General features: G+C 40.2%; 12 protein-coding genes. 1 reads left to right on the top strand and 11 read right to left on the bottom strand.

Translation table 11 applies throughout. The features are described 5' to 3' along the window. Positions 1-261 precede the first annotated feature (261 nt). The 4 genes from KDN43_RS13950 to KDN43_RS13935 all read right to left on the bottom strand — a co-directional run bounded on the left by KDN43_RS13950 (position 262) and on the right by KDN43_RS13935 (position 3,538). Positions 262-1,407, bottom strand: coding sequence for a FecR family protein (locus KDN43_RS13950; RefSeq protein ID WP_238867078.1), 1,146 nt, complete (start codon positions 1,405-1,407; stop codon positions 262-264). Positions 1,408-1,654: 247 nt separating this feature from the next. Beyond that, positions 1,655-2,230, bottom strand: a complete 576-nt coding sequence (locus KDN43_RS13945; protein WP_238867076.1) for an RNA polymerase sigma factor — start codon at positions 2,228-2,230, stop codon at positions 1,655-1,657. A gap of 10 nt (positions 2,231-2,240) precedes the next feature. Beyond that, positions 2,241-2,747 (bottom strand): dihydrofolate reductase, encoded by a 507-nt coding sequence (locus tag KDN43_RS13940; RefSeq protein WP_238867075.1) that lies wholly within the window; start codon positions 2,745-2,747, stop codon positions 2,241-2,243. Then, positions 2,744-3,538, bottom strand: coding sequence for a thymidylate synthase (locus tag KDN43_RS13935; RefSeq protein ID WP_238867074.1), 795 nt, complete (start codon positions 3,536-3,538; stop codon positions 2,744-2,746). Before KDN43_RS13935 ends, KDN43_RS13940 begins: the two co-directional genes overlap by 4 nt. A 394-nt stretch (positions 3,539-3,932) precedes the next feature. Between KDN43_RS13935 and KDN43_RS13930 the strand changes: the two genes are divergently transcribed. After that, on the top strand, positions 3,933-4,466 hold the full coding sequence (locus tag KDN43_RS13930) for a hypothetical protein (RefSeq protein ID WP_238867073.1): 534 nt from the start codon (positions 3,933-3,935) through the stop codon (positions 4,464-4,466). Here the strand turns inward: KDN43_RS13930 and KDN43_RS13925 are convergent, their stop codons facing one another. From KDN43_RS13925 to rpoN, 7 genes are all read right to left on the bottom strand, one after another. Further along, positions 4,467-5,753, bottom strand: a complete 1,287-nt coding sequence (locus KDN43_RS13925) for a bifunctional folylpolyglutamate synthase/dihydrofolate synthase (RefSeq protein ID WP_238867072.1) — start codon at positions 5,751-5,753, stop codon at positions 4,467-4,469. 79 nt (positions 5,754-5,832) lie between these two features. Beyond that, the gene (locus tag KDN43_RS13920) at positions 5,833-7,893 is read right to left on the bottom strand and encodes a dipeptidyl peptidase 3 (protein WP_238867071.1); all 2,061 of its coding nucleotides are present in this window, start codon (positions 7,891-7,893) and stop codon (positions 5,833-5,835) included. A 24-nt stretch (positions 7,894-7,917) separates the two neighbouring features. Beyond that, the gene (locus tag KDN43_RS13915; RefSeq protein WP_238867070.1) at positions 7,918-8,535 is read right to left on the bottom strand and encodes an SIS domain-containing protein; all 618 of its coding nucleotides are present in this window, start codon (positions 8,533-8,535) and stop codon (positions 7,918-7,920) included. A gap of 8 nt (positions 8,536-8,543) precedes the next feature. Then, positions 8,544-9,050 (bottom strand): 5-(carboxyamino)imidazole ribonucleotide mutase, encoded by a 507-nt coding sequence (gene purE, locus KDN43_RS13910; protein ID WP_238867069.1) that lies wholly within the window; start codon positions 9,048-9,050, stop codon positions 8,544-8,546. A gap of 143 nt (positions 9,051-9,193) precedes the next feature. Then, positions 9,194-9,574, bottom strand: coding sequence for a glycine cleavage system protein GcvH (gene gcvH / locus KDN43_RS13905; protein WP_238867067.1), 381 nt, complete (start codon positions 9,572-9,574; stop codon positions 9,194-9,196). 82 nt (positions 9,575-9,656) lie between these two features. After that, positions 9,657-10,271, bottom strand: coding sequence for a phosphatase PAP2 family protein (locus KDN43_RS13900; RefSeq protein WP_238867065.1), 615 nt, complete (start codon positions 10,269-10,271; stop codon positions 9,657-9,659). Positions 10,272-10,303: 32 nt separating this feature from the next. Beyond that, positions 10,304-11,761, bottom strand: coding sequence for an RNA polymerase factor sigma-54 (gene rpoN, locus KDN43_RS13895; protein ID WP_238867063.1), 1,458 nt, complete (start codon positions 11,759-11,761; stop codon positions 10,304-10,306). Between the last annotated feature and the right edge of the window lie 22 nt (positions 11,762-11,783).

Here is an 11,783-nt window from a genome sequence, read left to right as displayed (position 1 = left end):
AAAACTTTTTGTTTCTTTTCGTGGCAAATTGTTTACATTTATACTTTTCTTGCATATCTTTGTATTGAATTTTAATTTGTTACCAATAAATTATGATTCACTTTTAGATTTTGTTGTCGCAAGGCATAATCATACAAATTTTGCTCCTGTTTGACATCAAAATCAACTCTGATCGGATAGTGTTTGCGGCACTATCCGACTTTTTTTTCATTTATCTTTTCTCATAGGCATATATATTTATCTTTTTTGTTAATAACTTGATTATTTATGGATGAATATAGATTTATCATCGTGCTTTTCATATTGCAAGTAGGTCATTTTTGAAAACGCTTCGAGTACATCGTCGAAATTGTCAGAAAGAAATAATTTACCCGAGCAGGTCTGAACGTTTAATTTTAAATCATCATTGTATTGAAAATTTACATTATAGTATCTTTCAATTTTTCTCAATACATCATTTAGTGGAGTTTTATTCAATTGCATATAGCCACTAGTCCAGCATATATAATTTAACACATCAACAGTCTTATGTTCAATATATCCGTCTTCAATCACTGCCATTTCATTTGGCTTTAATATCAAAGCGCTGTTTCCGCTCCTTACCTCAACCGAACCGTCAACCAAAACAACCGATTCACTCTTCTCATCGGAATATGAAGAGACGTTAAATGAGGTGCCGAAGACAGTTATTCTGGAATTAGGTGTTTGAATAATAAAAGGTACATTGTCTTGTTTTACAACATCGATGAATATTTCTCCTTCTACTCTTATTTCTCTGTCTTCCCCACTAAACATTGAAGGAAATTCCATTTTGGTTCCGGAATTCAGAAGTACTTTAGATCCGTCAGCCAATACCAAAGTCGATCTCTTACCATACGGTACTATTAGTCTGTTAGATTGGTTGTCTTTTAAATCGATCTCTTTATGTGCAAGCGAATTAGTAATTAATGCGCTATGTTTTTTTTCAGAAAGATTTAAAGTGGAGTTGTTGTCAATTTCCAGTACTTTGTTTCCAGTAACAAGCTGCACACTGCTATTGTTGATCATCACTCCCGTTGAGGATATGTCAGTTCCTTCCCTATCACCCATTCTGTTAAGAACGTAAAAAGTGGATATCAATGTAACTAGTAATATGGCAGCTGCAGATGAGGCAAATATTCTATAAATATTTTTATTCTTATGTTTTTTAATTCTCTCATTCAATTTTTCTCGTAGGGAAGATTCGTCGAAATGATAATTATTTTGTTCGTTCCTTATCATTTCGAAAGCTTCGATAGCTTCATTGAATGGGACGCTGGCTTTCTTATTCTCAAGAAGATATTCTTCCCAAAAGGAGTCCAGCTCTTTGGTTGGATGTAATCTCCAATAAATAAAAAGGTCGTCACACAAAAAATCATTATGGCTCATCTTGTCTTATCTTAATCTTATTATTACGAGTCTTCTTCTAAAAAACTGAATATCAATAATAAATATTCATAATATAAAGTTTATCAACACATAAATTGACCTAATTGCAATGGTAGAAACGTTTTGTAAGGGAACTCTTGTCTCGAATGTTTTGAAAAACACTATAGAGATCTCTTAACACAAACTACCTTAGGCTTTATAATACAAAGACCGGGAATAATAAAAAAAAAGACATATTTAAGGAAGATTAACCAACAATGGTTAAAAAATGAGTGAATATGTTTTGCGTTATATCTGATGAAGTCTCCTTTATTTTCTGTAGAGCCCTGTAGAGTGATTTTTTTACTGCTGGTGTTGTCATCTCTAAAATTGTGGCTATCTCTTCAATATTAAGATTCAACTGATAATGGTAATAGATAATTTTTCTCTGTTTTGGCGGCAGCTTTTGTAGAAATTGAGAAATAATATTCTTAATTTCAAGCTGTTTTTCTTTATTGATGATCTGTTCAACTATGCCATCTTCGTTATTTATAAAAATATCCTCATAGTTTATGCGGTTGATTTTTGTTTCGCGGTTATGAAAGTCGAACAATTTATTTTTCAGGCTTTGAAGCAGGTAAAATTCAATATTTTGTACATGTGACAGTTTTTTCCTGGAAATGTAGATATTAAAAAAAACATCTTGTATAGCATCTTTACATTCATCTTCATTGAATCCTATTTTAAGTCCATACGCAAAAAGCTCTTTAAAGTAGAAACTATAAAGATCTGAGAATGCATTTTCGTCTCCTTTCAGGAATTTTTGCCAGGCTTCTCTACTCATTTTCTTCGATTTATTTTTTTGAATAGGTCAGAAAAGAATAGTCATAGCTATGTTTTTCGTCCGCTTTATGTTCTTCTTTTTTGATCAGTCTCCATTCATTGAAATCTATTTCCGGGAAAAAAGTATCCGCATCTTCAAAAGTATGGTGTATACGGGTAAGATATAACTTTTTCACCAAAGGCATAGCAGAGCGGTACAGTTGTCCTCCGCCAATGATGTAGGCTTCACCTTCTTTGTTGCAATGTTCAACTGCTTCCTTTAGAGAATGAACCACAATGCAGCCGGGAAAATTTTCTGCTTTTTCTGAAGTGATTACGATATTTGTACGGTAGGGCAGAGCTCCTTTTGGTAGCGATTCATATGTTTTCCTGCCCATTATTACAGTATGTCCTGTAGTAATCTTTTTAAAGTGCTTAAGGTCGTTTGACAGATGACAAAGCAATCCTCCTTTCCTACCGATACCATTATCTTCGTCGAGTGCAACAATAATAGCAATTTTTACGGCATTATTCATCATACGGCAACGCTTCCTTTTATATGTGGATAGGGATTGTAGTTCACCAGCTCAAAATCTTCATATCTGAAGCTGAAGATATCCTTCACATCAGGGTTAATTATCATTTGCGGCAGTGCGCGCGGCTCACGTGTGAGTTGCAGCTTAACCTGCTCCAGGTGGTTAAGGTATATATGGGCATCGCCAAAAGTATGAATAAAATCGCCTTCTTCCAGCTCTGTAACCTGTGCCATCATTTTCAGGAGCAATGCATAAGACGCAATGTTGAAAGGTACACCTAAGAATATATCGGCACTGCGCTGATAAAGCTGTAGGCTAAGTTTACCGTTGGCAACATAAAACTGAAAAAAAGTGTGACAGGGTGGGAGATTCATTTTCGGTAAATCGGCCACATTCCACGAGCTTACAATAATTCGGCGTGAGTCCGGATTCTTCCTGAGTGTGTTTATTACCTGTGATATCTGGTCGATATGGCTACCGTTGTAGTCGGGCCATGATCGCCACTGATAACCGTAGATATGTCCCAGGTCACCATCTTCGTCCGCCCATTCGTTCCATATTCTTACTCCGTGTTCGTTCAGGTATTTGATGTTGGTATCACCATTCAGAAACCAGAGCAATTCGTGTATAATAGATTTTAAATGGAGTTTTTTTGTTGTGAGCACAGGAAATCCATCGCTCATCCTATACCGGCTCTGATGGCCAAATATACTGATTGTTCCAGTACCGGTACGGTCATCCTTACTGACACCCTCATCGAGCACCCTTTGCAATAAATCAAGATATTGTTTCATTCTATTATTCTGCTTTAATATATTATTCTGCGTTGACATTAAGGGCAGCATCAAATTATTTGCCACCGATTTTTTAATGTCCCTTGCGTATCTGTCAAAATGTCTTCAGACAAAATTAATTCTTTTTTTAAAGCATACAATCTATTTCTGAAAAGTAATTGCGATTGTATGCATTTCCTGCCTATGGCTTTTTCCCGTCAACAAAATTTTCAGATCCTTATCGCATCCGGCTGTTTTAATAAATATTATTGACTGTTTATTTTCATCTGTTTTGTTAAAACATTTCTACATTCTTATTGTTTAATTTAAACGTAACGGCTTTTTTTATGTCATACAGCGAAGTGCACATTCTTTAACAGTAAAAAAATATTTAAACGACTTAAAACGAATGAAGATGAGAAAAAGAATAGTCAAATTGTTGTTATCCACTTTTGTCCTTGTTGCATTAATGCTTGTAGGATATTCCTGTTCCACCTCCGATGATTACCTTGATGAGTTTGAGGTGAGGAGATTGATTGAAGAGGCATTGAGAGAAAATAATAAAGAACTTGAATTTACTAAATGGAAAATTGTGAATATTACAGTCAATAAAGGTGACTGGAAATGGAGCGATGATGAATCTCAATGGGAAGCAATTTATGATTTGCCTGACCTGACTGAGTTTATCTATGAAAATGGTGCATTAATCGGATATCTGTTTTTAGGAGAGCAGGGTGTTGATGAAGTTCAAAAGCTGCTTCCCTATGTTAACACCTATTACGATGGGGATGATTCAAATGGTAACCCTATCTATTTCACTGAGACTATCAGCGTTGATTATCAGTATGGTAAGCCAAGGATGGTAGCCTTTTTTATAAAGGATTCGCAATTGGCGAAAGACCTTGCAGCACCGCAAACATATAATTTTCGGATTGTATTAATATGGTAATCATATAAACAACGGCAACGCATCTGCCACGATAAAGGAACTGCCGCCGATGAAAATGAGGTCATTTTCACCGGCGTTTTTCAGTGCTGCTTCAACAGCATGGGAAACGGATGGAAAGATGTAGCCTGCTAACCCGTGTGCGGCTGCATAACCTGCCAGCGTCTTCTCGTTTAATGCTCGTTCTACAGATGCCCTAGTGAAATAGTAAACAGCATTTTGCGGCATTAATGTAAGCACGGAGTCTACATCCTTGTCGTTAGCCATTCCGAATACAATATGCAATCTGTTGTAATCTTCCAAAAGCAACTGTTCCGCCACATACTTTAATCCATGGGCGTTATGCGCTATGTCACAGATAATTTCAGGAGAAGTCCGTAGCTGCTGCCATCGTCCCATTAAACCGGTGATAGCTGTTACGTTAGCAAACCCTTTGTAAACTGCTTCTGCCGGTATGTTGTACCCTGTTTCAAGTAGGGCCTCCACTGTTGTTAATACCGTACGGGCATTCTTGTCCTGTGCCATACCCTTTAGTTCGCCCTTCAGATTCGGGTATTTGCCGGATTGAAACAACCATCCGTAATCTTTCTTCTCAGCTTCAAAGTCGTTCATATATAGTTCCGAGAATACAATGGGTGCTTTCACGGAATGTGCCTTATCAATAAAAACCTGAGCTACTTCCGTATTGTCCGTCTCGCCAATCACTACAGGAGTATGTTTTTTTATTATCCCTGCCTTTTCGGCAGCTATCTTTGGCAGTGTATCACCAAGAAATTTCATATGGTCAAATCCAATGTTGGTGATGATGCTGATATCGGGAGTGATGATGTTAGTGCTGTCGAGCCGCCCGCCCAGTCCCACTTCAACGACTGCCACATCAACCTCCTGCAGGGAGAACCAGAGAAAGGCCATCTCCATGGTCAGCTCAAAAAAGGAGGGCATCACAGGTTCAAATTTATCTTTATACTTTTCCACGAATTCCACAACATAATCTTTTTCAATCATTGCTCCATTCACACGAATTCGCTCGCGGAAATCTATCAGGTGAGGTGATGTATAGAGTCCCACTCTGTAACCGGCTTTCTGCAAGATAGCCGCTAGCAGATGTGAGGTTGAACCCTTGCCGTTTGTTCCCCCTACATGTATGGTTCTGTAGCGCTTGTGGGGATGGCCGAATATCTCGTCCAACGCGAGGCTGTTGTCTAGCCCTTCTTTATATGCTCTATCCCCAATTCGTTGATATTCGGGCATTTGCCTGTACAGGTAGTTGAGAGTCTCTTCGTAAGTCATAAATTCATTAAATAATTCTGATACAAAAATAAGCGTTTCGGCTGAACCGAAACGCTTATTCCAAAAATTTGTTTTTCTATCAGTTCTTAAGTGGCAATACCGAGTATTGTCTTGAATAGCGCAATTGCTGTTCAACATAGTTCTCGTCGTATGATATCGTAACATCGGTTACCTTGCCATTCTCATCAGTGACCAGCTTGTATACGGGATTTACGAACCCTTTGTAGGGAGCTATATCAAGGGCTTTATAGCGCGACAATACTTCTGAATGGAGTTCAGTATTCACTTTTACCCCGTATGCCTCTACCAGGTTCTTTCCGGCTTCATAGTCGCCTTCCGATTTTATACGTTGCACTTCAGCAAGCAACTGACCAAAGAGTGTTCGCAATTTGTTGTAATCGCTGATCACCACATATGTTTTATCATCGCGCTTCTGCATCACAACAACACTGTCGGCCTTTCCGTGTTCAATTACCCAGTTCGATATAAGCGCCCGGTTGCGCATGTGTGCTTGTTCAATGTCTTTGCCAGGCTGGATGCGTGTAAGTTGTGTCATTGCCCCATTCATAATATATTTATAGTACTCAGCCTTATAAGCCTCGCTATCGGGCAGCAGCCCCAGTTCCACAAGCTTCGGATCTGCAAGATAGTAGAGAGCAAACAGGTCGGCGCGTGTCTCTTCCAGGGGAGAGCCATATGCTTTCAGGGCATCTCCGTCAACACCGGGGAGCAGTTTACCTGAACCGTGACCCAGACATTCGTGCAAGTCGGTATGCAGATTATCTGTAATAGTTTCATATTTTATTGAAATTTCACGTTCGACATCACTCCACATAAACTCTTCTTTAAAACCGTTTCCTTCAGCTGCTTTGGCATAGGCGAAGGTGATATTGTCTATAGTCACCGATTTGGAGCCATGGTCGCGGCGGATCCAGTTTGCATTGGGCAGGTTGATACCTATAGGGGTGGCCGGATACGTGTCGCCTCCCAGTATTGCTGCGGTTATCACTTTAGCGGAAACTCCTTTCACTTCCTCTTTTTTGAAACGATTGTCAATAGGAGAGTTGTCTTCAAACCATTGCGCATTATTGCTGATCAATTCCGTGCGCTTAGATGCCTCTTCGCTTTTGAAATTCACCAATGCCTCCCATGTGGCTTTCATGCCAAGCGGATCGGTATAGGTCTCGATGAACCCGTTTACAAAATCAACGCGCGAGTCGGTGTCAGTTACCCATTTTACCGAAAAATCGTCGAAAATCTTCAGATCTCCTGTTGTGTAATACGCAATGAGCGTGTTGATGGTCTCTTTCTGATGTTCGTTTTCTGCAACGCCGGCTGCTTTCTCCAGCCATCCAACTATACGTTCGATAGCTTTGTCGTACATACCGTCTATTTTCCATAATTGTTCGGTAACGACTCCATCTTTTTTTACTACCTTGCTGTTGAGTCCGTAAGAGACAGGTGTGTTATCGTCTGTCTTTTTCATGGCGTTGTAGAACTCTTCCACCTCTTTCTGAGTAACCCCTTCATAGAAGTTTACAGCCGATGTTCTTACAATATCGGCACCGGCCGACTGGTTCATTCTTTTGGGCATAACATCCGGATCGAACATCACCGGGAGTATCTCTTTGAGAGTTTCGTCGGCAGCCATGCCATCGCGGAAAGGCATCCGTCCCGGATCAACACTTTTCACTATGGACACGAAGTACTCCCTTGTAAACTCCGGCATAATTTTGTCCTCTGAATAATGGTGGTGTATACCGTTCGCCATCCATATCTGTTTAAGGTAAGTCTCGAAATTATCCCACTCTGTGGAAGATTTGTCACCCATATAATTTTCATATACACCTTCGCAAACACGGCGGATGGTCAGGTTGTACCGATTATGCTGGTCCCAGAGTATATCGCGGCCTTCCAATGCAGCCTGCGACAAGTAATATATCAGCTCTTTCTGCTGGAGCGGCAAGCTGTTAAATCCGGGGACTGGATAGCGGAGGATTTCTATATCGGCAAACCGGTCGACCTTATACTGGAAAGCGGAATCAATACCATCATCAGCTACCGTCTGATTATCTGTGTTTTTGCTTATACATGAAGAAAGCAAAAAAAAGGTTGTTAGCATAAAGATTACTTTTTTCATATTTATAACTATTTGTCTATTTGTTTAAGATATGGGCTTTGTACATGCATTTCTCGATTTATCTCCCAGGTATCCGCCATGATGACGTTTGGCATATTCACTTGCAGTGAAGTTGATCCGTTTCATTGTTCCTACAACAAGTATGTCTCCCATGACTGTCATTATTGTGGTAGAGGTGGTGGGAGTAAGATCTAGAGGGCATACCTCCGGCGGGTTTCCGGTTAGGAGTGTCACATCCGCTTCTTTGGCTAGCACACTCTCTTTGTTGCCGGTGATTACGATAATGGGAATTTTTGGATACATCCCTCTTGCCAAATCTATCAGTTCTATGATCTCGCGGGTTTTCCCTGAATTGGTAATCAATAAAAGCAGATCGTTGTCCTGTAGGACTCCGAGGTCGCCATGTTGCGCTTCGCTGGGATGAAGGAAAATGGCTGGTGTACCTGTTGAACAAAATGTGGTTGCCATATTTTGTCCAATCTGTCCAGCTTTGCCCATGCCGCTAATTACTAATTTTCCCCGTTTCCCGTGTACATTCTCTATTATCAGATCAATGGCTTTTTCATATCTGTCGGTTACCGGTATGTTCAGGATGGCATCAGCCTCCTGTTTCAGTATAGTGCTTATATCTTCGTGATTCATTACTGTTGTCAGTTTGTTTTGAATTTATAGGAAACCGATGCCAGCTCTTTATTGGCTTCCTTTATTTTGTTTTTCAGGCTGTTTTTATAGTCAGACATTTTTTTCTGCAAAGGCTCGTTGTTGGCGGCAATTATCTGTAGTGCCAGAATAGCGGCATTCAAAGAGCCGTTTATTCCTACGGTGGCTACTGGAATACCCGGGGGCATCTGCACGATGGCAAGCAGTGCATCCATTCCTTCGAGCGATGAATTGATGGGCACGCCTATCACCGGGAGGGTGGTCATGGAGGCAATCACACCTGGCAGGTGTGCTGCCATTCCCGCTGCGGCAATAATAACCTTGATCCCTTTATCTTTGGCACCTTTTGCGAATATTTCAACCTCTTCGGGTGTACGGTGTGCCGACAGGGCGTTCATTTCGAAAGGGACCTCCATCTCGTTGAGGAAGCGTGCCGCTTTTTCCATCACGGGCAGATCAGATGTGCTGCCCATAATAATGCTTACAACAGGTTGCATAAATAATATAATTATCCGTTTGATTAATATAATTCACAGATACCATCTGTGTTAAAACAGATGGTATTACTGCATATTTCCTGCGATAAACAGAAAGGAATCACTGGTGTTGGTGATTCCCTCCATTTTCAGATCCTTTTGTTTTATTTACCTATAAACTCTTTATATGCTTCGGCCGACATTAAGCCTGTCAGTTCTTCGCTGTTCTTAACTGAGATTTTGATAATCCATCCTTCACCGTATGGGTCCTTGTTTACAAGCTCAGGTGCATCATCGAGTTTTGGATTCAACTCCAACACTTCACCACCCATAGGCATCATCAGGTCTGATACGGTTTTCACAGCTTCAATACTTCCGAAAACATCTCCCTGTGCAAGGGTTTCTCCCTCAGAGGTTACATCAACATAGACGATTTCACCCAACTCATCCTGTGCAAAATCGGTAATTCCGACGTATGCCTCACTGCCTTCCACTCTCACCCATTCGTGATCGGAAGAATACTTTACATTTTCAGGAAAATTCATAACGATTAAAATTTTAAAAAAATTAATTCATGTGGTAAATTTACAACTTAATTCTATATTATCAAAAATCAAACTTTTCAGTTCAAATCTTCACTCCAAACCATACGAACGTGAACGAGACCAGGAAACCGAGTAAAAAACCGGCAATTACCTGGGAAAGTGTGTGGCGTCGCAGTATTAGTCTTGATGTGCCTACCAACCCGGCAATGATAAACAATCCCATAAACATGTAATATGGATTTGAACGTTCCACAAAATAGCTTATCGACATTGCCCCGCCAATGAGTCCGCCAATCCCGAACATATGTGCGCTTATCTTCCACTTCAGCGTGATAATTATTGCAAAGATCATTATTGCAACAGATGCGGCAAGCATCATAAGAAACCATCCGGGCATGTACATCCTGTTGTAGAATACTATCATTGCTGAGTAAGATACTACAGTAATCAGATAAGGGTATATACGTTCTCTGCGTATCTTTAGCGATAAATCGGATATAATTTTCATTCGGTACAGTAAAAAAATGAGAATAGAAGGTATCACGAATGAAAAAACGACTACAGGAGTAATAATTTGCCAGAAATGATTTTGATACATCAAACCGAAATAGGTATAAACAAATAGGAGCAATACCCCGTAGGTCGGCATCAACAATGGTTGGAAAATAGTGGAAATTACGTGTGAAATTGACTTCATCCTGCTAAGTTTCATTTTCTGAAACGGCAAAGTTATATTTTTTTTCTCAATCGGGCTACCGGAATGTTCAATTGTTCACGATATTTCGCCACTGTGCGTCGTGCTATTACATACCCTTTATTATTGAGGATTTTAGTTAGTTGCTCATCTGTGAGAGGTTTAGAAGAGTTTTCGTTGTCGATGCTCTCCCTTAAAATTGATTTTATCTCTGTTGAAGAAATATCTTCCCCTCCTCTAGTCTGCATCGCTTCGGAGAAGAAAAACTTCAGAGGGTAAACACCGGTGTTGGTCTGTACATATTTGCTGTTGCTTACTCGGGAAATGGTAGAAATATCGAAACCTGTTCTTTCAGCAACATCTTTTAGGATCATAGGTTTTAGGCATTTTTCATCTTCCGTAAGGAAGAAGTCGTACTGAATGTGTACAATTGCCTCTATGGTTTTTTGTAGTGTGTTTTGGCGTTGTCTGACAGCATCTATGAACCATTTAGCGGAATCAACCTTTTGTTTCATAAAAAGCATTGTTTGTTTATCATCGGTTGACATACTCTCTTTATTATCGCTGTAACCTTTCAGCATTTCCGAAAAGCTGCGGCTCACCTTCAGTGTAGGAATATTGCTGTTATTTAGGTGTATAGATACTTCACCGTTATAGGAGTCTACGATGAAATCGGGAGTAATATTGTTCATTGCAGTCTGCATAGTATCTCCAATGTTATTCCCAGGTTTCGGGTTCAGCGACGTGATTTCTTCAATGGCATCCCGTAGATCGTCCTGTGAAATATTCATCCGTCGCATGATCTTATCGTAGTGTTTTCGTGAAAACTCATCAAAATAATCTTTAAGTATTTTTTTTGCAAGACTTACTGATGGTGTTGGTTCACAGCGATTCAGCTGTATCAGCAGGCACTCCTGCAGTCCACGGGCTCCCACACCAGCCGGATCGAGATCCTGTATCTCATATAATACATCTTCCAGATGTAGAGGAGTGACCTCCATTTGCTGCTGGAACAACAGGTCGTCTGATATCGATTGCAGGTCGCGCTGCAGATAACCATTCTCATCGAGGCTACCGATAATATATTCCGCGATCAACTGTTTCCGGTTGTCCAGATTTAACAACCTTATCTGTTCCAGAAGGTAATCGCTGAGCGATTTATCGTCATAGTAATTTATTTCGGCAATATTTGTTTCGTTTTTATGATATGTTGCGTTCAGGCGATAGTCGGGGATGTCATCCTCCGAGAAATAGTCGCCAAGAATCATATCTTCCTGCGAAAGAGACGTGTCCTCCCCGCTTTCCATATCTTCATTTTCGACATCGGCCGATATCTCGGCATCGGCAGTCTCCAGCGCGGGATTATCTTCAACCTCCTGTTTAATCCGGTCTTCCACCTCAATGGAGTTCAACTCCACTAACTTTATCACCTGCATTTGCAAGGGGGAGAGTCGCTGTATTTGTTTTAGTTCCTGTTGCTGCTTGAGTGCCATAAGACTTTGTTCAAAAATAAAT

Source organism: Proteiniphilum propionicum (assembly GCF_022267555.1).
Lineage (GTDB): Bacteria > Bacteroidota > Bacteroidia > Bacteroidales > Dysgonomonadaceae > Proteiniphilum > Proteiniphilum propionicum.
The sequence above is the reverse complement of the archived record's forward strand: the minus strand, read 5'-3'. Positions and strand labels throughout refer to the sequence as shown.

What these genes read in the sequence shown, in the direction of transcription:
- KDN43_RS13915 (WP_238867070.1), bottom strand. Translation starts at nt 8,535, where the DNA reads ATGAATCACGAAGATATAAGCACTATACTGAAACAGGAGGCTGATGCC.
- KDN43_RS13940 (WP_238867075.1), bottom strand. Translation starts at nt 2,747, where the DNA reads ATGATGAATAATGCCGTAAAAATTGCTATTATTGTTGCACTCGACGAA.
- KDN43_RS13900 (WP_238867065.1), bottom strand. Translation starts at nt 10,271, where the DNA reads ATGAAGTCAATTTCACACGTAATTTCCACTATTTTCCAACCATTGTTG.
- KDN43_RS13920 (WP_238867071.1), bottom strand. Translation starts at nt 7,893, where the DNA reads ATGAAAAAAGTAATCTTTATGCTAACAACCTTTTTTTTGCTTTCTTCA.
- KDN43_RS13930 (WP_238867073.1), top strand. Translation starts at nt 3,933, where the DNA reads ATGAGAAAAAGAATAGTCAAATTGTTGTTATCCACTTTTGTCCTTGTT.
- KDN43_RS13925 (WP_238867072.1), bottom strand. Translation starts at nt 5,753, where the DNA reads ATGACTTACGAAGAGACTCTCAACTACCTGTACAGGCAAATGCCCGAA.
- rpoN (WP_238867063.1), bottom strand. Translation starts at nt 11,761, where the DNA reads ATGGCACTCAAGCAGCAACAGGAACTAAAACAAATACAGCGACTCTCC.
- gcvH (WP_238867067.1), bottom strand. Translation starts at nt 9,574, where the DNA reads ATGAATTTTCCTGAAAATGTAAAGTATTCTTCCGATCACGAATGGGTG.
- KDN43_RS13945 (WP_238867076.1), bottom strand. Translation starts at nt 2,230, where the DNA reads ATGAGTAGAGAAGCCTGGCAAAAATTCCTGAAAGGAGACGAAAATGCA.
- KDN43_RS13935 (WP_238867074.1), bottom strand. Translation starts at nt 3,538, where the DNA reads ATGAAACAATATCTTGATTTATTGCAAAGGGTGCTCGATGAGGGTGTC.
- purE (WP_238867069.1), bottom strand. Translation starts at nt 9,050, where the DNA reads ATGCAACCTGTTGTAAGCATTATTATGGGCAGCACATCTGATCTGCCC.
- KDN43_RS13950 (WP_238867078.1), bottom strand. Translation starts at nt 1,407, where the DNA reads ATGAGCCATAATGATTTTTTGTGTGACGACCTTTTTATTTATTGGAGA.